The sequence below is a fragment of the Bacillus sp. NMCC46 genome, from assembly GCF_002998465.1.
Lineage (GTDB): Bacteria > Bacillota > Bacilli > Bacillales > Bacillaceae > Bacillus.
In genome coordinates this window covers 670563-692825 of the sequence record NZ_PVQZ01000002.1, presented here as the reverse complement: position 1 = coordinate 692825, position 22263 = coordinate 670563, and the positions used below count along the sequence as shown (strand labels likewise).

The 22263-nt window shown below is 42.7% G+C and carries 24 protein-coding genes; 15 read left to right on the top strand and 9 right to left on the bottom strand.

The window, feature by feature from the left end; genetic code table 11:
• Positions 1-17 precede the first annotated feature (17 nt).
• The 4 genes from C6Y01_RS09170 to C6Y01_RS09155 all read left to right on the top strand — a co-directional run bounded on the left by C6Y01_RS09170 (position 18) and on the right by C6Y01_RS09155 (position 2667).
• The gene (locus tag C6Y01_RS09170; RefSeq protein WP_095286131.1) at positions 18-1310 is read left to right on the top strand and encodes a Gfo/Idh/MocA family protein; all 1293 of its coding nucleotides are present in this window, start codon (positions 18-20) and stop codon (positions 1308-1310) included.
• Positions 1311-1331: 21 nt separating this feature from the next.
• On the top strand, positions 1332-2015 hold the full coding sequence (locus C6Y01_RS09165) for a YesL family protein (RefSeq protein ID WP_106038079.1): 684 nt from the start codon (positions 1332-1334) through the stop codon (positions 2013-2015).
• A 54-nt stretch (positions 2016-2069) separates the two neighbouring features.
• Positions 2070-2381 carry a rhodanese-like domain-containing protein gene (locus C6Y01_RS09160; RefSeq protein ID WP_003217560.1) on the top strand — a complete coding sequence of 104 codons (312 nt, stop codon included), beginning with the start codon at positions 2070-2072 and terminating at the stop codon, positions 2379-2381.
• Positions 2382-2484: 103 nt separating this feature from the next.
• Entirely contained in the window at positions 2485-2667 is a 183-nt protein-coding gene (locus tag C6Y01_RS09155) for a sporulation protein Cse60 (RefSeq protein WP_034665546.1), read from the top strand.
• Positions 2668-2711: 44 nt separating this feature from the next.
• Here C6Y01_RS09155 and C6Y01_RS09150 read toward each other — a convergent pair whose 3' ends face one another.
• From C6Y01_RS09150 to C6Y01_RS09135, 4 genes are all read right to left on the bottom strand, one after another.
• Entirely contained in the window at positions 2712-3236 is a 525-nt protein-coding gene (locus C6Y01_RS09150; protein ID WP_106038078.1) for a CbrC family protein, read from the bottom strand.
• A 124-nt stretch (positions 3237-3360) separates the two neighbouring features.
• On the bottom strand, positions 3361-4893 hold the full coding sequence (opuD, locus tag C6Y01_RS09145; RefSeq protein ID WP_106038077.1) for a glycine betaine transporter OpuD: 1533 nt from the start codon (positions 4891-4893) through the stop codon (positions 3361-3363).
• Positions 4894-5033: 140 nt separating this feature from the next.
• Complete coding sequence (locus C6Y01_RS09140; RefSeq protein WP_034665444.1) at positions 5034-5231, bottom strand: hypothetical protein; 198 nt, start codon at positions 5229-5231, stop codon at positions 5034-5036.
• The gene (locus C6Y01_RS09135) at positions 5228-6499 is read right to left on the bottom strand and encodes a BaiN/RdsA family NAD(P)/FAD-dependent oxidoreductase (RefSeq protein WP_034665446.1); all 1272 of its coding nucleotides are present in this window, start codon (positions 6497-6499) and stop codon (positions 5228-5230) included. Before C6Y01_RS09135 ends, C6Y01_RS09140 begins: the two co-directional genes overlap by 4 nt.
• A gap of 175 nt (positions 6500-6674) precedes the next feature.
• On the opposite strand from C6Y01_RS09135, the gene C6Y01_RS09130 reads away from it, so the two are divergent.
• Both C6Y01_RS09130 and C6Y01_RS09125 read left to right on the top strand, forming a co-directional pair.
• A complete protein-coding gene (locus C6Y01_RS09130; protein WP_034665449.1) occupies positions 6675-8297 on the top strand; it encodes a putative polysaccharide biosynthesis protein in 1623 nt (540 codons plus the stop codon).
• A gap of 16 nt (positions 8298-8313) precedes the next feature.
• The gene (locus tag C6Y01_RS09125) at positions 8314-9030 is read left to right on the top strand and encodes a pseudouridine synthase (protein ID WP_034665452.1); all 717 of its coding nucleotides are present in this window, start codon (positions 8314-8316) and stop codon (positions 9028-9030) included.
• A gap of 270 nt (positions 9031-9300) precedes the next feature.
• Here the strand turns inward: C6Y01_RS09125 and C6Y01_RS09120 are convergent, their stop codons facing one another.
• On the bottom strand, positions 9301-9522 hold the full coding sequence (locus C6Y01_RS09120; protein WP_008356419.1) for a DeoR family transcriptional regulator: 222 nt from the start codon (positions 9520-9522) through the stop codon (positions 9301-9303).
• A gap of 371 nt (positions 9523-9893) precedes the next feature.
• Complete coding sequence (locus C6Y01_RS09115) at positions 9894-11192, bottom strand: NCS2 family permease (protein WP_034665455.1); 1299 nt, start codon at positions 11190-11192, stop codon at positions 9894-9896.
• A gap of 94 nt (positions 11193-11286) precedes the next feature.
• Here C6Y01_RS09115 and pepV point away from each other — a divergent pair, with 94 nt between their 5' ends.
• Both pepV and C6Y01_RS09105 read left to right on the top strand, forming a co-directional pair.
• Positions 11287-12687 (top strand): dipeptidase PepV, encoded by a 1401-nt coding sequence (gene pepV / locus C6Y01_RS09110; RefSeq protein ID WP_034665458.1) that lies wholly within the window; start codon positions 11287-11289, stop codon positions 12685-12687.
• A 23-nt stretch (positions 12688-12710) separates the two neighbouring features.
• Positions 12711-13337 carry a Type 1 glutamine amidotransferase-like domain-containing protein gene (locus C6Y01_RS09105; RefSeq protein WP_034665461.1) on the top strand — a complete coding sequence of 209 codons (627 nt, stop codon included), beginning with the start codon at positions 12711-12713 and terminating at the stop codon, positions 13335-13337.
• A gap of 48 nt (positions 13338-13385) precedes the next feature.
• Here C6Y01_RS09105 and cysK read toward each other — a convergent pair whose 3' ends face one another.
• Positions 13386-14315: a cysteine synthase A gene (gene cysK / locus C6Y01_RS09100; RefSeq protein WP_034665463.1), complete on the bottom strand. Its 930-nt coding sequence runs from the start codon at positions 14313-14315 to the stop codon at positions 13386-13388.
• A gap of 94 nt (positions 14316-14409) precedes the next feature.
• Between cysK and thpR the strand changes: the two genes are divergently transcribed.
• The 4 genes from thpR (at position 14410) to C6Y01_RS09080 (ending at position 17985) form a co-directional block, all read left to right on the top strand.
• On the top strand, positions 14410-14961 hold the full coding sequence (gene thpR / locus C6Y01_RS09095; RefSeq protein ID WP_034665466.1) for an RNA 2',3'-cyclic phosphodiesterase: 552 nt from the start codon (positions 14410-14412) through the stop codon (positions 14959-14961).
• A gap of 25 nt (positions 14962-14986) precedes the next feature.
• Positions 14987-15922, top strand: coding sequence for a hypothetical protein (locus C6Y01_RS09090; RefSeq protein ID WP_106038076.1), 936 nt, complete (start codon positions 14987-14989; stop codon positions 15920-15922).
• A 48-nt stretch (positions 15923-15970) separates the two neighbouring features.
• Positions 15971-16900, top strand: a complete 930-nt coding sequence (locus tag C6Y01_RS09085; protein ID WP_106038075.1) for a YegS/Rv2252/BmrU family lipid kinase — start codon at positions 15971-15973, stop codon at positions 16898-16900.
• A gap of 284 nt (positions 16901-17184) precedes the next feature.
• Complete coding sequence (locus C6Y01_RS09080; protein ID WP_189318689.1) at positions 17185-17985, top strand: phosphotransferase family protein; 801 nt, start codon at positions 17185-17187, stop codon at positions 17983-17985.
• On the opposite strand, the gene C6Y01_RS09075 is transcribed toward C6Y01_RS09080, so the two are convergent.
• A complete protein-coding gene (locus C6Y01_RS09075; protein WP_034665477.1) occupies positions 17982-18257 on the bottom strand; it encodes a YtzH-like family protein in 276 nt (91 codons plus the stop codon). The genes C6Y01_RS09080 and C6Y01_RS09075 overlap by 4 nt on opposite strands.
• 188 nt (positions 18258-18445) lie before the next feature.
• Here C6Y01_RS09075 and trmB point away from each other — a divergent pair, with 188 nt between their 5' ends.
• The 3 genes from trmB (at position 18446) to C6Y01_RS09060 (ending at position 21823) form a co-directional block, all read left to right on the top strand.
• Positions 18446-19087, top strand: coding sequence for a tRNA (guanosine(46)-N7)-methyltransferase TrmB (gene trmB / locus C6Y01_RS09070; protein WP_060597029.1), 642 nt, complete (start codon positions 18446-18448; stop codon positions 19085-19087).
• Between the two features lie 116 nt (positions 19088-19203).
• On the top strand, positions 19204-20052 hold the full coding sequence (locus tag C6Y01_RS09065; RefSeq protein WP_034665483.1) for a YtnP family quorum-quenching lactonase: 849 nt from the start codon (positions 19204-19206) through the stop codon (positions 20050-20052).
• A gap of 73 nt (positions 20053-20125) precedes the next feature.
• Positions 20126-21823, top strand: a complete 1698-nt coding sequence (locus C6Y01_RS09060) for an NAD-dependent malic enzyme (protein WP_106038073.1) — start codon at positions 20126-20128, stop codon at positions 21821-21823.
• Positions 21824-21866: 43 nt separating this feature from the next.
• Here the strand turns inward: C6Y01_RS09060 and C6Y01_RS09055 are convergent, their stop codons facing one another.
• Positions 21867-22181: a PepSY domain-containing protein gene (locus C6Y01_RS09055; protein WP_003217759.1), complete on the bottom strand. Its 315-nt coding sequence runs from the start codon at positions 22179-22181 to the stop codon at positions 21867-21869.
• Positions 22182-22263 lie beyond the last annotated feature (82 nt).

The following is a 22263-nucleotide window of genomic DNA, read 5'->3' as shown; positions in this document are numbered from 1 at the left end:
AAAAAGGGGTGGAGCCTGTGAAACGGGTCGTGGTTTGCGGACTCAGTCATCGTGCGTTCAATATGTTTATTAAACCGCTCACAGAGGATTTCAATGAGCATTACAAGATTACAGGGCTTCTAGATATAGATCATCATCGGTATACACTTTGTCAGGAGCGTTTTCCATCACTGCGAGGCGTCTCGTTTTTTCATGAAGAGGCATTTGATCAAATGGTGAAGGAAGCAAAGCCAGATATCGTCATTGTGGCAGGCCGGGATGACACACATGTCACATATATTTTGCAAGCACTTGACCATGATCTCGATGTCATCACTGAAAAGCCAATGGTCACAACAGCAAAAGACGCCAAAAAAGTGATGGAAAAAGAAAAGAAAAGTAAAGGGAAGGTCACAGTCACTTTTAATTATCGCTACAATCCATTTCATCGAAAGGTCAAAGAACTCATTTTAGAAGGAAAGATTGGAAGGGTCACATCTGTTGAACTGAGCTGGCTCATTGATACGTATCATGGTGCTAGTTACTTCAAAAGGTGGAACCGAACGAGGCAATTCTCTGGCGGACTATCCATTCATAAATCGACGCATCATTTTGATTTGGTCAATTGGTGGATCAATCAAAAGCCGAAGCAAGTATTTGCCTATGGGGCACTGAACTATTACGGAGATAAAAGTCCTTGGAATCCCTTGCAGGGGGGGAGAAACAGATATTGCGGAACATGTCATGTGAAGGATACATGTCATTATGAAGCAAGGTGGAATCCGCGGGTAGAACGCTCAAAGGTCGAGGACGACCATATCGAATCCAGTAAGGAGCAGTCTCAGCAGTACTCAAATTATCGCCCAGACGCCTGTATTTTTGATCAGGAAATTGACATTGAGGATACATATGTGGCATCAGTGGCATATGACCAAGGGGCTCTGCTCAGCTATTCAATTCAATTCTCAGCACCATATGAAGGATACCGGCTTGCCATTAATGGGACAAAGGGACGTATTGAAACAAATGAGTTTCATGTGCCATCAAGAATTCCTTTTCAATTCCCAGAACAGACGATTTCTTATTATCCGATGTTTGGGGCAAAAGAGACAATTGAAGTCGTGAAACAGCCAGGGGGACATGGCGGCGGAGACCCTCTGCTTCTGGCCGATTTATTTATAGGAAAAGATCCTTTAATTCACTATGACATATCAGCAGGAGCAGAGGCTGGTGCTTATTCGATTGCACTTGGGGAAGGCATGTGGCGGTCTGTTTCAGAGAAACGTCCAATTGACATAGAAGAGTTGCTTCATAAAGAGACGGTGTTATAAGAAAGAGAGGAGGGGAAAGAGATGGATCATGATGGTTCAATGAGCAGAATGCTTCGAATGTGTGAGTGGGTGATGAGACTTGCCTATACGAATTTGCTGTGGCTGCTGTTCACCATGCTGGGGCTTGGGATCTTTGGATTGATGCCTGCGACCACTGCGTTATTTTCGGTGATGAGAAAGTGGATACAAGGGCATGAGCAAGTCAGCGTTTTCCGCACTTTTTGGAAGGTGTACCGTGAGGAGTTTGTACGCTCTAACTTGATTGGAGTGACGTTATTTATCATAGGGACGATTATATATGTAGACCTTGCGTATATTTATCCAACGAGCTGGTTTTTGCATGTGCTTCGTTTTGCCATTTATATCTTTGGTTTTCTATTTGTTGTAAGCTTGTTTTATATTTTTCCGCTGCTGGCTCATTATGATTGGAAAAAACGTCTCTATCTGAAATTCTCTCTATTGCTTGGTATCTCATATTTGCAATATACACTCTGTATGCTCGTTTTCTCGGCTGTGCTGTTTGTTCTCTTTGCTTATTTGCCGGGAATCGTGCCGTTCTTTAGTGTGAGCGTACTCGCCTATGGCCACATGTGGCTGGCCTATCAAGTATTCAAAAAGGTAGAGTTTGAAAGTGAGCAGCAGACAGCCGAAGTGAAGAAACAGCTGCCGTCTTTCCTTCAATCGAAGCGGTTGAATACACAGTGATGTGAATCATTTGCTATAATGGTGTCACCGTGATTAAAAGGAGAGATGAGCGTCGTGTCAGTAAAAGAAATCTCAATAGAAGAATTAAAACAAAAGCTAGAGCAAGAAGAAGCCATTCAGCTTGTTGATGTGCGTGAGGACGAGGAAGTTGCAGAAGGAATGATTCCAGAAGCTGTCCACATTCGAATGGGAGATATTCCTGAGAAACTGGATGCATTCGATCAAACGCAGGAATATTATATTATTTGCCGCTCCGGAAAACGTAGTGAAAATGTCTGCTATTTCCTAGAAGACCAAGGCTATCAAGCGACCAATGTCGTTGGCGGAATGCTTGCTTGGACAGGAGAAACAAAACCGAAGCTGTAAAAGAAGTCCGACCTTTCATCTTTGAGATGAAAGGCTTTTTTGTTCATATGCCCGCCCTTATATGCATAAAGATAGAGTAGCGAGAGAAGGGAGAGTGGCATATGTGCTAAAGGTAGCTGTATTTGATGAAGAACACGAAAAAGATTTGCAGAGCGAAATCAATCTTTTTTTAAAAGGAATGGATGACGACCAAATTATTGATATCAAGTACGATGTAGCGGTGATCTGTGAGCAGGGAGGAGAACAGCTCTACTGTTTTTCTGCACTCATTTTATATAAAAAATAGACGGCATCAAAAAAGGACCTGTTTGAAGGGCCCTTTTTGTTTGATTAGCTAGCGTCAATATATAAACGATGCTTTTTGCAGTGAACACATTGAAAGAGGTAGCCCTGCAAGTCTCCTCCGTTGACGAGCCATTGTTTTAGGTTCTCTTTCGTTAATCCCCCGCCGCTGCAAATGTCTTCGATATCTTCTGTGAGTTCTTCCTCTAAATGTTCTATCTCTTTCCATCCGACATACTGGACGATTGCGCAAAAATCTCCGCAATGGCTTAACCAATATTCCTGCTGCCAGCCGCGATAGCCTGGTGTTCTATAGATCAGTTCATCTATAAATTCCTCTTGATCGACGTCATCACAGCTTACATCGTCTTGAAAGATGCCATCGTATTTTTTAGCGGCTGATCCATCTTTAATGCACCAAGGGCAAATTCCTTTCACATCTTCAACAGTATAAAATGGACCATGATACACGTAATCTCTTTCTTTCTCACAAACAGGACATGTCGTATGCTCTTTTTTGATCACGTTTAACGAAACTGGATCTGGGTTGTACTTGAATGTAGGCAGCGTCATATAAAACTCCATTATGTAGAAATGATTTCATCATTATTTTACAGGAATCCTCATGCTTGCAACAATCTTAAATTGTATATAGAAAAAAGCCGTTCTTATGAGGAACGGCTTTTTTCGCTTGAGATTATGCTTTTTTTACTCTTGGACTTCGTGGTTTACTGACTTTATTGGCTTGCTTGATGGCTCTTCGTTCATCATTCAGTGACTTGTACAGTGAGACAATCATCAAAATAATGACAACGGAAAACGGCAAGGCTGCGAGCTTGGCTGTATTTTGCAGGGCTTCAAGTCCCCCTGAAAATAAAAGCACGGCAGCAACAGAAGATTGGATGATACCCCAGCTAACTTTGACACCGCCAGAAGGGTTCAATGATCCGTAGGTTGTCTGCATTCCAAGCACAAATGTAGCTGAATCAGCCGATGTAATAAAGAATATAGCGATTAAAATAAGTGCTAGAATCGATGTGATCATCGCCAGCGGATATTCATTTAGTACACCGAAAAGCATTGTTTCTGTTGAAAGACCTGCAACATCGACAATATTCTTTTGCTGTAAATCCATCGCAGATACACCGAAAATCGAGAACCATAGGAATACCAGGATAGAAGGAGCCACTAAGACACCTACTAAAAATTCTCGAATCGTTCGTCCGCGTGACACCCTTGCAATAAAGATTCCGACAAATGGTGCCCAAGATATCCACCATGCCCAATAAAAGATTGTCCATCCATTAATCCATTCTCTCTTCTCAGGATCATTTGGAGATAGACGGAAGCTCATTTGAACGATGTTAGATAAGTATTGCCCAATCGAGTCAGTAAATGAATTTAAGATAAAAACAGTTGGACCTACCAAAAGTAAGAAAAACATCAGAACAGCTGCCAATACCATGTTGATATTACTTAAATATTTAATGCCTTTTCCAATCCCGCTTAGAGCAGATGCAAGGAAAAGCACTGTCACAATCATGATAATGATCAATTGTGTGCTAAAAGCATTCGGAATTTGAAACAGGTAATTCAATCCACCGTTTATTTGTGCCGCACCTAATCCTAGGCTTGTCGCAACACCAACTACAGTTGCAAATACCGCAATACAATCGATGGTTTTTCCGATCCATCCATTCGTTTTATTTCCTAAAACTGGATGCAACGTTGCACTGATTAAGCCAGGTGCATCTTTTCTAAATTTAAAGTAAGCAATACAAAGTGCAACAATGGCATAAATAGCCCATGCATGAAGCCCCCAATGGAAAAATGTATATCGAAGGGAATCTCGGAAGGCCTGCGCCGTTTCAGTCTCACCTGTTGGTGACTGTATGGCATAGTGGCTGATCGGTTCAGCTGCTCCGTAAAAAACAAGACCAATTCCCATACCGGCACTAAATAGCATCGCAAACCAAGAAAATAGGCCGAATTCAGGCTCTTCCCCTGGTTTTCCTAGTGTAATCTTACCGATTGGGCTAAAGATAAAGAATAGACAAAAGCCGACGAGCAGTGACACCACTAACAAGTAATACCAGCCAAAGTCATTTGTAATGTATGTTTGAATTTGATCAGTGACATTTTGCAGTGTTTCTGGAGAAAAAGCTCCCCATATAACGGCAACAAATGTGATCGCAATCACAATCCAAAATACACTTGATACGTTTTTCACACCATCTCACTCTCCTGTTGTTCTACACGTTTAAGCAGAGGATTTTGCTTAATATCCCCTAACTCAACTAATTTCAAACAAAAAGAGGCGAGCTTCTCACTCGACCTCTACTTTACCGTAACATGTTTTGCTTCCATTAATCAACTATCGATATGTGAAGATGATTTTTCTTCAATTCGTTTACGAAGACGGTAGACGTATTCTTTTAAACAAACAGCGAAGATGGTAAACGCCAAAACAATGGCGACTTTTAACGGGGTAATTGATAGCTTCAAGAAAACAGCGGCTGTCAAACTAATCACAACCGCTAGGATAATTGGAAGTGCACGTCTCATCATGAAAATCTCTCCTTTGCTTCGAGTGCAGCATTCATACCGGCAAGCCTGCCTGTCACAAGTGCTGACGTGATATTGTATCCGCCTGTATAACCGTGAATGTCTAAAATTTCTCCGCAGAAATAAAGACCGGGCATTTTTTTAGACGCCATTTTCTTCGGTTCAATTTCTTTCACAGAAACGCCGCCTCCTGTGACAAACGCTTTGTCTAAGGAAAGAGTGCCGTTCGCATGAACGATAAAGTGTTTGCAATCATTTACGAATGCGCGCAGTTTGTCCTTAGCAAGACCAGAAAATGTTTCTTGCGGATCTATGCCGTTCCGTTCTAACAGAAACAATAAATAGCGTTCTTGCATCCAAGACTTCAGGACATTTTTTATGGCTTTTTTGGGTTCATCTTTTAGGTCTCGATGAAGCTTTTGAAACAGCTCCTCGTCATTAAGCTTCGGATATAAGTCTATTTGCAGACGAACAGTCGGCTGTTTTTTCAATTCTTTCACAACAAATCCGCTGCATCTAAGAACAGCTGGGCCGGATAAGCCAAAGTGAGTAAAAATCATATCCATGACATGTGTGACGACGGGTTTCCCCTTTTTATTTAAAACACTGACAGCCACACTTCTTAAAGAAAGACCTTGTAGCACTTTTTCTTTAATAAAGCGCTCATCTGATGTGACCGGTACTTCTGTTGGGAAGAGCTCTGTAATCGTATGACCAGCGGCTTCTGCCCATGCATAGCCGTCACCAGTAGAACCAGTATGCGGCACACTTTTTCCGCCAACAGCAATGACAACGGCGTTACTTGAAATTTTTTCATCATTATTTGTAACAATTCCAGCTGCTTGTCCGTCTTGATACAGAACTGTTTTAATCTTTTCATTCGTTCGAATGGTGACATTGAGGTTGCGGAGCCTGTCTAAAAGGGCATCCACAACAGATTGTGCTTTGTTTGAGACAGGGAACATACGTCCATGGTCTTCTTCTTTAAGTTCAATGCCGAGGTTTTCAAAAAACGAAATAATATCCTCGTTATTGAACTCAGAAAATGCACTATATAAAAAACGGCCGTTTCCGGGAATATGCTTGATGATTTCTTCTACTGGAAGGCGGTTGGTGACGTTACAGCGTCCACCGCCAGAAATGGCGAGCTTCCTGCCAAGTTTATTTCCTTTGTCAATTAACAGAACAGTCGCTCCGTGCTCTGCTGATGCAATCGCGGCCATCAGTCCAGAAGGTCCACCGCCAATGACAATGACATCATAATGTTTCATGTTACATTCCTCTTTCTACTTTCAGTCATTCATCTATTATAACGAAAATTGGGGAAGGCTGAAATATGAATTGATTGGTTTTGTGCCTTCTGTATTGGATTTGTTACCTGTGCGTCGAAATGATGTGGTAAAATAGTTAAGTTGAATATTCATTAGAAAAATGGTGGTTAAGCGCATGTCTAATAAACTGCTTCGTGGTACGTTGGTTTTAACGATAGGGACTTATCTCTCTCGTATTCTTGGTATGATTTACTTAATTCCATTTAGCGCAATGGTTGGAGCTACTGGTGGAGCGCTATTTCAATATGGATACAATCAGTATACGATCTTTTTAAGTATTGCTACGCTTGGTTTTCCAACAGCGGTATCAAAATTTGTTTCTAAATATAATGCAATCGGCGATTATGAGACAACAAGGAAAATGTTCAGGGCGGGTATGTCGGTCATGCTTGTCACCGGGATTATCGCCTTTTCTATTTTATATTTGACCGCACCGATTTTTGCCAAGATTCAGCTTGGCGGATCGAATGAAACAGGCGGTTTGACTGTCGATCAAGTGGTATATGTGATTCGGATGGTCAGTTTAGGTCTTTTGGTTGTACCTATTATGAGTCTTGTGCGGGGGTTCTTCCAAGGACATTCCATGATGGGACCGACAGCTGTTTCCCAAGTGATTGAGCAGCTTGTCAGAATCATCTTCCTATTAACTGCAACGTTTATTATTTTAAAAGTGCTTGACGGCGGGCTTGTCATCGCTGTCGGATATGCCACATTTGCAGCACTTATCGGCGCATTTGGGGGTTTATTCACGCTTTATTTATATTGGCTGAAGCGCAAGGACCGGCTCTTATCCATGCAGCCGAATACAGGTGCTTCCTCTGACTTATCTTATAAACAAATGTTTACAGAGCTGTTTAGCTATGCGGCACCGTATGTGTTTGTTGGACTTGCGATTCCAATTTATTCTTATATTGATACAAACACCATTAACAGAGCTATGATTGCATCAGGACATCAGGATATTAGTACAGCGGTATTGTCTATCGTGACGTTATATTTACCGAAGCTCGTGATGATTCCTGTGTCGCTTGCAACAGCGTTTGGCTTAACCTTAATCCCGACGATTACGGAATCATTTACAGCTCGTAACTACAAGCTTCTCAATAGACAAATTGATCAGACGATGCAGGTCATTTTATTTTTCGTACTGCCTGCTTCATTTGGTATCTCGGCATTGGCTGGACCGGTTTATTGGTTTTTCTATCCGTCCGTTCATCCTGAGATTGGGATGTCAATTTTGTTCTGGTATGCACCTGTTGCGTTATTGTTTTCCTTATTCACCATTAATGCAGCAATTTTGCAGGGAATTAACAAACAAAAATTCGCCATTGTCAGTCTGTTGTTAGGGATCATTATTAAAACGGTTCTGAACATTCCGCTAATCAGCTGGCTGCAAGGAAATGGTTCTGTGCTTGCGACTGCGTTAGGCTATAGCGCGTCCATCTTGTATATGTTTATCATGATTAAGCGCCATGCCGGCTACTCGTTCCGCAGGATTTTCAAACGATTTATTCTCATTGGTATTTTAACGGCGATTATGGCTGTTGTGGCGTATGTGACTTGTCAGCTTGTGAGCCAAGTGATTTCGTATGAGGGTGGAATTGTACAAGCGGGTATCGTCATTTTGATTTCAATGATCACTGGCGGCGGTGTGTATCTGTTCTTGTCTTATAAGGTAGGATTACTTGAGCGTGTACTCGGCAGCCGTATGCCGAAATTTTTAAGAAAAAAGAGTTAAGAAGAGGTGGATATTCATGAGGCTTGATAAATTGCTTGCTAGCAGCGGCTTTGGTTCAAGAAAAGATGTGAAGAAGCTGGTCAAGGCACGGGCGGTCACAGTGAATGGAGAAGTGGCGAAGCAGGTGAAAGATCATGTTGATCCATCGAATGATGAAGTGCTCGTACACGGAGAGCGTGTAGAGTATAAAGAATTCATTTACTTAATGATGAACAAACCGGACGGGGTCATCTCAGCAACTGAAGATCTGCGGGATGAAACGGTCGTCGATTTACTAGAGCCGGAGGATATCGCAAGGGAGCCATTTCCTGTGGGGAGACTGGATAAGGATACAGTCGGTCTTCTCCTCCTCACAAATGATGGACAGCTTGCTCATCAATTACTTTCTCCAAAAAAGCATGTGCCAAAAACGTACGAAGTTCATTTGAAATACCCATTAGGAGATCAAGACATCAAGCGTCTTGAAGAGGGCGTTGTCATTTTAGATGATTACCGCACGAAGCCGGCGAAGGTTGAAGTAGATGCGAATGAAAACGAAGATACACGCATCCGTTTAACGATTACTGAAGGAAAGTACCATCAAGTGAAGCTGATGGCGCAAGCAGTGGGAAATGAAGTCATTTTTTTAAAAAGACTCTCGATGGGGGCTGTCTCTTTAGATGAAGATCTAGCGCCTGGGGAGTACCGTGAATTGACGGATGAAGAATTAGACAGCTTAATCAATCGACCATAAATGTAGAATAAAAGAAAAGAACCGGCATATCGCCGGTTCTTTCAGCGTGTAGACAAACCCTCGCATTCGGTGTCAGGTCTGCGCTCCGGTGCTCAAGAATGTCAAATTCGCTCCGCTCCGGTACTCGTCCTTCCTAGACTGCAAAGGTTTTCTATCACGCTGAAAAGAAGACAAAAGGCTAAAATGAAGATCATTTTAGCCCTTTGTCAACAATCTGAAGAACCGGCATATCGCCGGTTCTTTTTGTTATATGGACAGTTCATTATAAGCTTAAGATGATATTTTCACTTTTTTTCTCGTTGTTTCCCATTTGCCTCTGCTTGGACTATGAACAAGATCGTTATAGGCAAGCACGTTTAAGTCTCTTTGAATGGTTCTAGGTGTGATCCCGAATTCATCAACCAGCTCTTGTGTCGTCACAAGACCTTTCTCTTGAATGAACATATAAACTGATTTAATTCGAGTCATCATACGGTTTGTTGAAGGTTTCAAAAAACCACTCCCTATCAATAAGATCGGATGGACTTGACTAACCACAACTTACTACACTAAAACTGCAAAATAAGGACATGCAACAATGGTAAATGTTCGTGTTTCTTAATGTTTTATTCTATTATACACGTTATTATGCATCTAGTTCCACCAAAAAGTCAACTTTACGTGTTTTTTAACTTGTCTTCATGAATCGAAACATGGTATATACCATGTTTTGAATTCGGTTACAACCCAATAGGCGTAAGGGGTATGGAGCATACCGTCACATTCAAACATCCAAAAAATAAACACAGAAAATTTACAAAATAAAAAATTCACTCATCTCAAAAAGACACATCCCTTGTTAGAATGTGCCTTTTTTGTTTCTGTTATCCTTCTAAGAAAAAGAGCTGAATGAAAAATAAAATGGCAAAGATGAGAACAAGTACATGTACTTCTCTCCATTTCCCTTTTGCCAGTTTTACAAGGGGATATGAGATAAATCCAAGTGAAATTCCTGTAGAAATACTAGATGTCAGCGGCATGGAAAGGATCACAAGAAAAGCAGGGAATGCTTCGTCTAGCTCGTTCCAGCGAATGCGTGACACTGAGTTCATCATCAAGCACCCGACAATGATGAGAACAGGTGATGTGATGGATGGTAAAGAAGAAATGGCTTGAACGAGCGGGCCGAAAAACAATGCCACAATAAACAGTGCAGCGACCGTTAAAGACGTTAGTCCAGTTCTTCCGCCAGCAGCAACCCCAGATGATGATTCAATATAAGCTGTTGTTGGGCTTGTCCCAAACATAGAACCTATCGTCGTTGCAGCAGAGTCAGCGAGCAGGGCTCTGCGTACCTTTGGCAGCTGGCCTTTTTTCATGAGTCCTGCTTGTTCAGCCACTCCGATCATTGTGCCCGTTGTATCAAAAATCGTCACTAGTAAGAAGGAGAAGACGACAGCATATAAATGATGAGAGAATACATCGCCAAAAGCAGCGAATGGATTTGTAATCAGCATGCCTTCGGGTAGTGCAGGGATGTCCATCAGCATTTTAGGGAAATGAAGCTGGCCTGTTACGAGCGCAATCAGTGTCGTCGCTAACATGCCGATAAACAGAGCGCCATTTATTTGAAGAACCATTAAAATAACAGAGATCATTAAGCCGACAAGCGTTAATATGACAACAGGCGAGTTTAAGTTGCCAAGCTTCACTAGATTTTCAGGGTCAGCTGCGATAATCCCAGACTGACGGAGGCCGATAAATGCAATGAAAAGCCCGATTCCTGCTGTAATGCCGTACTTTAAATTATCTGGAATGGCTTGAATCAGTTGTTTTCTAAGGGATGTTAACGATAAAATAATAAAGAGTATACCAGCAACAAATACCGCACTGAACGCTGTTTGATAGCTGATGCCGCCACCACCGACAACTGTAAAGGTGAAATAGACATTCAGCCCCATGCCTGGTGCAATAGCAATCGGATAGTTTGCAAATAGTGCCATCCAGAGCGTACCGACGACAGCAGCGATAATTGTTGCAGTAAAGACTTGGTCAAAAGGAATGCCTGCTTTTGAAAGAATTCCTGGGTTAACGGCAACAATATATACCATGGTAAAGAATGTCGTCATACCAGCGATTAATTCTCTCTTTATGTTGGTTTGGTTTTCTTTTAACTGAAACATAAAATCCTCCATTTACGAACATTATTACAAAACAATTAATATAATATTCGTTTTAAGGATGGATTGCAACCTTTTTTCAAGGAGGAATGGAAAAATGAATTGGGAAGCTGAAGTGATACGAAAAAAAGACGACTTAATTAAGGACACACAATCTTTTTTGCAAATTGAAAGCGTCCTTGATGAAGAAGGTGGAAAAAAAGGAAAGCCATTTGGTGAAAAAGTCGATCAGGCCCTTCAGTATATGCTGAAAAAAGGGGAAGACGAAGGATTCACAGTCAAGAATGTCGATGGCTATGCAGGTCATATTGAATATGGAGAAGGCGAAGACATTGTAGGTGTGCTATGCCATGTGGACGTTGTGCCTGCTGGTGACGGCTGGACAACCCCGCCATTTTCAGCGGACATAAGAGAAAATAAAATATTTGCACGAGGGGCCATTGATGATAAAGGTCCAACCATGGCGGCTTTCTACGCGCTAAAGATGATAAAAGATACAGGGATGAAGCTGTCAAAAAAGATTCGAATGATCATTGGAACGGATGAAGAAAGTGATTGGCGCTGTGTGGACCATTATTTCAAGCATGAGGCGATGCCGCAAATTGGATTTGCGCCAGATGCCGATTTTCCGATTATTCATGCTGAAAAAGGGATCATTGATGCCATCGTGTCATTTACATATCAACATACAGAAAATCATCAGCGCTATACGCTCAAGCAATTCACATCGGGTATGCGGCTGAATATGGTGCCGGATGAGGCAGCTGCCACTGTGACAGCTGCACAAGATCACGATGATGAATCATTAAAAACAGCTTTTGAAGCTTATCTTGCTCACAATCATTTATCAGGTGAGGTAAAGAATGCAGCGGACGGACTGCATCTCACATTAAAAGGTGAATCAGTTCATGCCATGGAGCCGGCGCATGGCATCAATGCGGGCATTCATATGGCCAATTTCCTATGTGGACAAGAGTTAGATGAAGACGGGCTTGCTTTTACCTCCCAAATCAACGCTTTATTTGATCAGGATACAAGAGGGAAAAAGCTGGGGATTGCTTGTAAAGATGAGATTAGCGGAGATTTGACTTTAAATGTTGGAACGATCCGCTATAAACAAAACGAGGAAGCGAAGCTAGGATTAAATGTCCGCTATCCAGTGACAGCAGACGGCAAGGACGTTAAAAAAGGGATCGAAGGCATCAAAGGGGCCACCCTTCTGAAATTTGACGACAGTCCTCCGCATCACGTCTCAAAAGATCATCCGCTTGTGAAAACATTGCAGCGGGTATATGAGGAACAAACGGGAGATCCAGCTAATCTGATTGCGATTGGTGGAGGAACGTATGCGAGATCTTTAGAAGCGGGCGTTGCCTTTGGTCCTCTATTCCCTGGCAGACCAGATTGCGCACACCAGAAGGATGAATATATCGAAATCGATGATCTACTAAGAGCAACCGCTCTATATGCACAAGCCATGTATGAATTGGCAAAATAGAAAAAGAGAAGAGGGGATTCACAGTGAAAAAAATGTTCTTATGCTCTTCATTCAAAGACAGCTATTCTCTCTTATCTGACTTTGCGGGTGAATCATTAAAAGGAAAACGCGTGACATTTTTTCCAACAGCCAGTGCTGTGGAAGAAGTCACGCACTATGTGGAGGCAGCGAAAGAAGCCTTTCATCAACTAGGTATGCATCTAGAGACCGTTCAGATAGCTGAGCAGTCTACTGAAGAAATTACAAAGATGATTGAACAAAATGATGTGATGTACGTATCAGGAGGCAACACCTTCTATTTGCTGCAGGAATTAAGAAAGCATCGTCTTGATGACGTGCTGAAAGAAGAAATCAATAAAGGCAAGCTGTACATCGGAGAGTCCGCAGGGAGTATCATCATGGCACCAAGCATTGAATATATCTCCGTGATGGATGATCGGCAGAAGGCAGCAGAACTTTCATCATGTCAAGGATTCAATGAGATAAGCTACTATCCGGTACCGCATATGTACAATACCTATTTAGGCGAGGCTGCGCAGCAAATCATGGAACAGTTTGAGCAGACGCTTGATTTATGCCCGCTTACTGATGAGCAGGCTTTACTCATTACAGGGGAGCAGGCTGAGGTGAAGTCCGACAAATCGTCCTAACCTTGAAACGAAGAAAAAGGAACAGGGATTCATGACCCTGTTCCTTTTTTAATCTTGAAAAACATCACTTGATAAGTATCGTTCGCCTGTATCTGCTGTCATACAGATCACGATTTGTTCTGCCGGCAGTTGCTTGGCTGTTTCAATCGCAGCATAGCAGGCTGCACCAGATGATGGACCAACTAAAATTCCTTCAAGCCGGGCAAGCTGACGTGTGAGGGTGTACGCATCCTCATCGCTTACTTGCACGATCTCATCATAGACATGCTCGTTTAAAATATGGGGAATAAATCCTGGGCTTGTGCCAACAAGTTTATGTTTGCCAGGTTTCCCGCCAGATAAGACTGGAGATCCCTTTGGCTCTGCCACACGTATGGTCAAATGAGGGAATGCCTTCTTTAATTCCTCTCCGGTGCCTGTAATGGTTCCGCCAGTTCCTGCTGTTGCGACAAAGGCTCCAAGGGGCTTTCCAAGTTGTTTTACAGCTTCCATGATTTCAACAGCCGTTGTGCCTCTATGTGCATCTGGGTTCGCCCCATTATCAAATTGCATCGGGATAAAGCTATGAGGAATTTGAGACGCCAGTTCCTCTGCCTTGCGAATACAGCCTGGCATTTTTTCTTCTCCTGGGGTTAAAACGACCTGCGCCCCATAAGCCTTCAAAATATTGATTCTTTCCTTTGTCATCGTATCTGGCATGACAAGGATGGCTTTATAGCCTCTTGCTGCTGCGTTCATGGCTAAACCAATCCCTGTATTCCCACTCGTTGGTTCAATAATGGTCGCTCCTTTTGTAAGCTTTCCTTGCCTTTCAGCCTCGACGATCATATTGTAAGCAGCGCGGTCCTTCACACTGCCGCTAGGATTAAATGATTCCAGCTTTAAATAAACAGCTGCCGCATTGCCTGGCTGAAGCCGCTGTAATTTAACAAGTGGTGTATCGCCAATCAGCTCAGCTATATTTTGTGCAACCTTCATCATGTGACACCCTTTCTTCTCATTCTGCATTTCTTTAGTTATACTATCATCAATGGGGATTCGTAAAGTTTGTTAAAAAAGGACAGGTGATATTGTGGCAGAAAACCGTCATTATTTTATAGGGATTCACATCCCTGAACAACTTGCGCATCAAATCAAAAAAGACATGGATCTAAGGAGCGGACTATCCTTTCAAAAGTGGACAGCACCAGATGATTATCATGTGACCCTGATCTTTTTAGGTGCCATTCCAGATGAGCGTTTAAAAAAGATCATCGAGCTGCTTGATATCCTTTCAAATGAAGCCGCTGCATTTTCACTAGAGCTGAATGAGGTAGGACAGTTTGGCATGAAGGAGCGCCCGAGAGTCTTTTTTGCAAAACCTAATGAAAGTGAACCGCTCATGCAATTAAGAGAAAAGGTGAAAGAAGCCGTATTGTCAGCAGGACATCCTGTTGAAAAGAGACCGTTTCATCCGCATATGACGATTGCGCGAAAATGGAACGCGGATCACTCTTTTGCAGAACAAGCGCCTTTACGCAAAGAGCCATACGTGATAGAGGTTTCTTGTATGACTCTATTTGAAATACGTCCGAAAGAAACCCCGCGTTATCACGCAATCAAACAATTTGCACTACATAAATGATTCTAAAAGTTGGAGTGAGCAGCAGATGGCGCAAATTATCAAAATTCAAGATTATATATCACGATATGAACAAGACCCGCATCACTACATCAATCAATTCATTCGATTGAAAAAGCAAAGGTGGGACGAGTTAAAAAAGGCTTCAAAACAGGAGGCGCAGCATTCATTTGACCAAATCTCTGAACAAGTGCCTGAACAAGAGGAAGAAAAGAGAAAGAAATTCTCCTTAAAAAGAAAGCAAAAAGAAGCCGATATGAAAAAGGAACGGGACCTGAGTCTTTTTAACGAGCCGACAGATATAGAGCAAGGTGTCTTTACAAACGTTCCTACCGATGAAACGAAGCTCATTCATTTTTTTAAGGATCATCTATACGATGTTCAATTAAAATGGGCGAGCTCGACGATTTCCCACATTTCAACCGTCTCCCATCATATTCGGTATGATGAAAAGCTGCGTATGCTTGCTAGGCAGCTTCCGGATTCATATTTTGTGATGTTTAAGCCGGTGCTGCTCATTCAAAAAGCAGAGATGGAATTATGTTCAGTACTTATTACGCCGCTGGAAGTGATTTGTTTATTCTTCTTAGAGGCAGAGCCTGACAGCGTATATATCGGAACGAAGGAACGTTTTTGGGAAAAGCGGGCGAATGGGAAAGCTGTTCAGTCCGTTTTGAATCCTTGCTCAAGCCTTCTGCGCTCTGGCACCGTCGTGTCAAAGATCTTACAGCAAAGCGGTGTCGATCTTCCTGTGAAAAAAATCCTGATCAGCAGAACCTCTTATATTGACTTACTGGAAGTTCCATACGGGATGGAGGTTGTCGATAAGAAGAAGGCGGAAGATTGGTTTGAAAAGCAGCGGAAAAATACCGCGCCGACAAAGCATCAGCAATTTAAGGCGACAAAGGCATTGCTTGCTTATGGTGAATCAGACAGCAAAAGAAGGCAGGAATGGCTCGATTAAAGGCATAATGGAAGGTCACGAAAAATGAGACCTGAGTGGAGCTAATATATGAATGAATGGTACTTTATCGTTAATCCAGCAGCAGGACATGGAAAAGGACTTCGTACATGGAGGAGCATAGAGAAAGAATTACAAAAGGTGGAGATCTCTTATCGATCGTTTCTCACCCAGCATGAAGGTCATGCAGAAGTATTGGCAAGACAAATTAGCGCCATGCAAGATGACAGGCTGAAGCGCCTGATTGTCATTGGCGGTGACGGCACCATTCATGAAGTCCTGAATGGCTTAAAGGAAATGGATCATGTGCAGTTAAGCTTTGTTCCCGCCGGTCATTGGAATGATGCGGCGAAGGGCCTCGGCATCCATCGTCAAGATGTCCTAAAAGAAGTGAGAAAGCAAAAGAGAATGCTCACCAAAACATTTTCTCTCGGCTCCTTTCAAGATCATGCAGAAAGCCCGCAATCCGTTCTCTTTCTCAATCATATCGGTGCTGGGTTTGATGCGCATGTGCTAAGGAAAACAGTGCATTTCAGAGGAAAAAAGTGGCTGAAACGGCTGAGGCTTGGGTTTATCATCTACCCGCTGTCATTTCTCCATTCTTTATGGTCCTTTAAGCCGTTTGACCTTGCGCTGTTTATTGAAAATGAGAAGAAGGTCTTTCGCCAAGTGTGGTTTGTGATTGTATGCAATCACCCCTATTACGGAGGCGGGCTGGAAGCAGCGCCGGAAGTGAGCGCGAGGCAGCCAGGCTTTCAAACGATCGTTGTCACAGATTTGAATCCATTCAAAGTGCTCTTGTTTTTAAGTGCGATGGTGTTTCGAAAGCATCTTGGAATGAAGGGCGTTACCCTGTATCAGCACGAGGAAGCGTACTTGGAGGCAGATGCAAAAATCTTATTTCATGCAGATGGAGAAGTGATCGGTGCAACGCCTGTCTTTGTGAAGGCGAGTGAGCGCTCCTTAAAATTACGTGCTTAAATGGCTTCTCGTGAATGCCCTAGTCAAAGAACCATGAAAAAAGCCTTCCTTTTCATAAGGTTCTTGTCCTGATTTTCTAGTTTTGCTTGACGAGTATAAGAAGGTAACGATAAAATCTATAGGACGGCTATTGTTTAGCATCTCATTCTCAATAGCTGTCCTTTTTGTTTTTATGATCATATAAATAAAAAAGAAACAGCCAATTGATCTTCAATCGGCTGAATTTTGTCGACTAAAAAAGCAAGATTTAAAATATTTTAAGAAATGATGGGTTGAAAATTGATATGAACTGGTTGGGACAAATATTAGGTAGCGAATGGCACATCTCTCCTGCTGGAGGCGCTACGGGAGATGCGTACTTCGCAACACACAATGACCAAAAGCTATTTTTAAAACGCAATACGTCACCGTTTCTTGCGGTTTTGTCAGCTGAAGGCATTGTGCCGAAGCTTGTCTGGACAAAACGAATGGAAAATGGGGATGTCATCACTGCGCAGCACTGGCTGAGCGGCAGAGAGCTGAAGCCAAAGGACATGAATGACCGTCCTGTAGCAGAGCAGCTAAGAAAAATTCATACATCTAAAGAATTGCTTGATATGCTGAAAAGATTAGAGAAGCACGCTCTACACCCAGAATCCATTCTGAAGCATTTAAAACAGTCCATATTAAAAGAGCAAATCGATTCACAAGACATTACACGTGCCATCCAGTACTTAGAGAAGCATGTAGAGGCAGTCCAATTTGAGGACAAGGTTGTGTGTCATTGTGACCTCAATCATAATAATTGGCTGCTGACAGATGAAAATCAGCTTTACTTGATCGATTGGGATGGGGCGATGATTGCTGACCCAGCCATTGATCTTGGACCACTTTTATACCATTATATTGAAGAAGAGAACTGGGAAAGCTGGCTCTCGATGTACGGTGCCCCGCTGACGGACAATTTGCGAAAACGCATGGATTGGTACGTCCTCGCTGAAACCGTATCGTTTGTCGTGTGGCATAAAAGAAAAGGAAATGAAAAAGCGCAGCAAGAAGTGCAAGCGGAGCTGAGCGCACTCTTAAAGCAGTTAAACATCCATTAAGACATAGGAATATTCTCGACCCACTCTGACAAATGCGATTGATGCTCCTCGATATGTGCATCAATTGAATGGACAGAAGTGCCCTTTTGGCTGTAATCATAAATATCTGTTAATAATTGACGAATGTCGGCATCAAGGTCTTCTTTTGCCAGCATTAATTGAATCACACGTCCCACCTGTTCATATTCTGCAACAGTCCCGCAGCAATCCAACTGGTGATCGGTTAAAATATCTTTGATTAATTGAAGCTGATGTTGACGGTTTAATCCCATACGTATGCTCCTTTTCTGCGTGTCATTTATGTGGTTAAACTGTGCATTCAGCGCCCAATTTATACATGCGGCAGACCAGCTCAAGCGAAGGGCTGGTCTTTTTCATATGCGCATAAAGATGCTGTCTTGCGGGTCTTTATGTTTCATGGTATCTTGATAAAATGTAAAGAAAATAGAGGTGTATCAAATTGAGAATGCGACATAAACCATGGGCTGATGATTACTTAGCTGAAAATGCTCATATTGCCTTAGCTAGCCCCGAGCAATATAAAGGGAAATGGCATGAGCTGTTTGGAAATGATCATCCAATCCATATCGAAGTTGGGACAGGAAAAGGGAGCTTTATCGCTGGAATGGGCAAGCTTCATCCTGATATCAACTATATTGGCATTGAATTATTTAAAAGTGTCATTGTGACAGCAGTAGATAAAATCAAAGAGACAGATGTTGAAAATGTAAAGCTTTTGAACATTAATGCTGAAACGCTGACAGATGTGTTTGCGGAAAATGAAATTGACCGGGTGTATTTGAATTTCTCTGATCCGTGGCCAAAAGCAAGGCATGAAAAGCGCAGATTAACGTTTAAGGCCTTTTTAGAGCGATATGAACATATTCTCCGTCCAGGTGGTGAATTGCATTTCAAAACAGATAACCGCGGATTATTTGAATATTCCTTAAAGAGTTTTTCTGCATATGGCCTTCTTTTAACGTATGTAAGCTTAGATTTACATAAGGACGGATTAGAAGGAAATGTGATGACTGAATACGAAGAAAAATTCTCGTCTATGGGACAACCCATCTATCGATCAGAAGTAAAATTTCCAGATTAACAAGTGACATCAAGCTGGCTGCAAAGAAAAATTGCAGTCAGCTTTTTTCATGAAAAGATTGATGCATGCGATTTTCAGCTGTATTTGCTACGATAGAAAAAGGAGGGATGACAGCAATGGAGACAATGAAAATAGGTGACATGGAACTGTTCTGGTTAAATGGGGGAGATACACACATGGACGGCGGTGCGATGTTCGGTGTAGTGCCAAAGCCGTTATGGTCAAAAAAATACCCGGTGAACGATCGCAATCAAATTGAACTGCGGTGTGATCCGATCCTCATTCGGTGGAATGGTCTTCATTTATTAGTGGATTCCGGCATCGGATCAGGGAAGCTGACAGATAAACAAAAACGCAATTACGGCGTAACAGAAGAGACGAAATTGGAACAATCGCTAGCGGCACTCGGCCTGCAACCAGCTGATATTGATTACGTTTTAATGACACACCTTCACTTCGATCATGCAAGCGGGCTGACAAAACGTGAGGGAGAAGAGCTCGTGTCTGTTTTTCCGCAGGCAAAAATCATCACATCCAAAATCGAATGGGATGAAATGAGGGCGCCTAACATCCGCTCAAGAAATACATATTGGAAAGAAAACTGGGAGCCTATAGCAAATCAAGTGGTGCCATTTGAAGAAAGCATCGAAGTAACAAAAGGCATTGGGCTGCATCATACAGGCGGTCATAGCAATGGCCATAGCATCTTAACGCTCACAAGTCAGGGCGAAACAGCGATTCATTTGGCTGATATCATGCCAACACACGCTCATAAAAATCCATTATGGGTCTTGGCTTATGATGATTACCCAATGACTTCGATTCCAGCTAAGCAAAAATGGCAGGCATTTGCAGAAGAAAAAAATGCGTGGTACTTGTTTTATCATGATGCGATTTACCGCGCTGTAAAGTGGGATGAAGACGGGCAAATCACACATGAAGTTAAAAGAGAAACAGGAAGATAAAAGATCATCTGCATGTTTTTTCGCCTTTCACACAAAATAACGACAAAATGAACTTGTGAAAGGAAGAGTGCAGGTGAACCAATTTTATCGTGTACATGGTGATGTCATTGAAACACCATTAAGAGGGATGGAAGTCATGTCCGTCCCTTATTTAAACAAAGGGGTTGCATTTACTAAGGAAGAGCGGGAAGAGCTTGGTTTAAAGGGATTTCTACCGCCTAAGGTTTTAACATTAGAGGATCAGGCAAAGCGTGCATATGAGCAGTTCAAGGCACAGCCGGATGAACTGGGGAAAAATGTGTATTTAACATCACTTCATGACAGAAACGAAGTGCTTTTTTACAAATTACTAAATGAGCACTTGGCGGAGATGCTGCCGATTGTCTACACGCCGACTGTTGGAACAGCCATTCAGCGTTATAGCCACGAGTATCGAAAGCCAAGGGGGCTTTATTTATCGATTGATGATTTGGAAGGCATGGAAGAGATTTTTGCCTCTTACGGTGTTGATGAATCAATTGACTTAATCGTTGCGACAGATGCAGAAGGCATTTTAGGTATTGGAGACTGGGGTGTTGGCGGTATTGCCATTTCAGTCGGGAAACTTGCTGTTTATACAGCCGCAGCAGGCATTGATCCTAGCCGCGTGCTGGCCGTTGTGCTTGATGCCGGGACGAACCAGGAAAGTCTCTTGAATGATCCGCTTTATGTTGGAAATCAGCATTCTCGCGTTCGAGGAGAACGTTATGATCAGTTCATTGATCAATATGTAGAGCTTGCCCGCGCAACCTTTCCAAATGCACTCCTTCACTGGGAAGACTTTGGGACAAAAAATGCCCGAGCCATATTGGAAAAATATAAGGAACGTATTTGTACATTTAATGATGACATTCAAGGTACTGGAGCTGTTTCACTTGCTGCGGTTCTGGCATGTGCAAAAGCTTCGAAGGTTCCGCTGAAAGATCACCGAATCGTCATTTTCGGAGCGGGTACGGCAGGGATTGGCATAGCGGAGCAGATCCGTGATGCTCTCGTAAGAGACGGTGTCAAAGAAGAGGATTCATATGATCATTTCTGGTGTATTGATAAAAGAGGATTGCTTACAGATGATTCGCCTGACATTCAGCCATTTCAAAAGCCATATGCAAGACGTTCTGACGAAGTAAAGGATTATGCTCGTAACGGTCCTAAGCATTCCATTGATTTATTAGAGGTCGTCAAACAGGCGAAACCAACCATCTTAATTGGCACCTCGACGGTAGGAGGAGCATTTACAGAGGAAATTGTGAAAGAAATGGCGTCACACGTGGAGCGCCCAGCCATTTTACCGATGTCGAACCCAACACCTCTTTCAGAAGCAAAGCCTGAAGATCTCATCGAGTGGACAGAAGGACGCGCCCTTGTGACAACGGGAAGCCCATTTGATCCTGTCGAATATGGCGGCGTGACATATGAAATTGGTCAGGCGAATAATGCACTTGTGTTCCCAGGGCTTGGTCTTGGAACGATTGTGTCTAAAGCCCGCCTTATAACAGACAGCATGTTTGTTGCGAGTGCTGAAGCGATTGCCAGCATGGTCAATGTCGGAAAGCCGGGTGCAGCGATGCTGCCAAGTGTGGATCAGCTTCGAACTGTTTCAGCGACAGTGGCTGTCCGTGTGGCGCAAGCAGCGATCGATGAAGGAATTGCAGAGGAAACGCCTGAGGATCTCATTCAGGCTGTACAGGACGCCATGTGGCATCCTGTGTACAAAAAAATCAAAGCCATATAAAAAAGAAGCTTCGCAAGGACACGCCTTTGCGAAGCTTTCTTTATCAAGCCACAGAATCAATGACATCAACGATCATGCCTGTTTTGGCATCAATCATGACTTCGTACTGTTCAAGCTCGCCAAAGGCTGAGCGAGTAATGCCAGATTTGTACACATCAATCGTTTCACCATTTACGGTATACGGTTCTGGTACAGTATAAATCCAAGAGCCATCAATCGGGCCGCGCTGTTTAAAAGCAGATTTCACAATTTTTAATGCTTTTTCAGACGAGATATACGTAGGGAAAAATACTTTCTTTGCAACAATTGCAGCGGCTACGCCAATACTCGCACCAATCAGAACATGTTTTAACTTCAACGTGCTGCACCTCCGTATTGCTGTTTTTTCCATTATACAAAACTTGTCCATTGATGTTAAGGAATCCGAATACTTGAAAGCA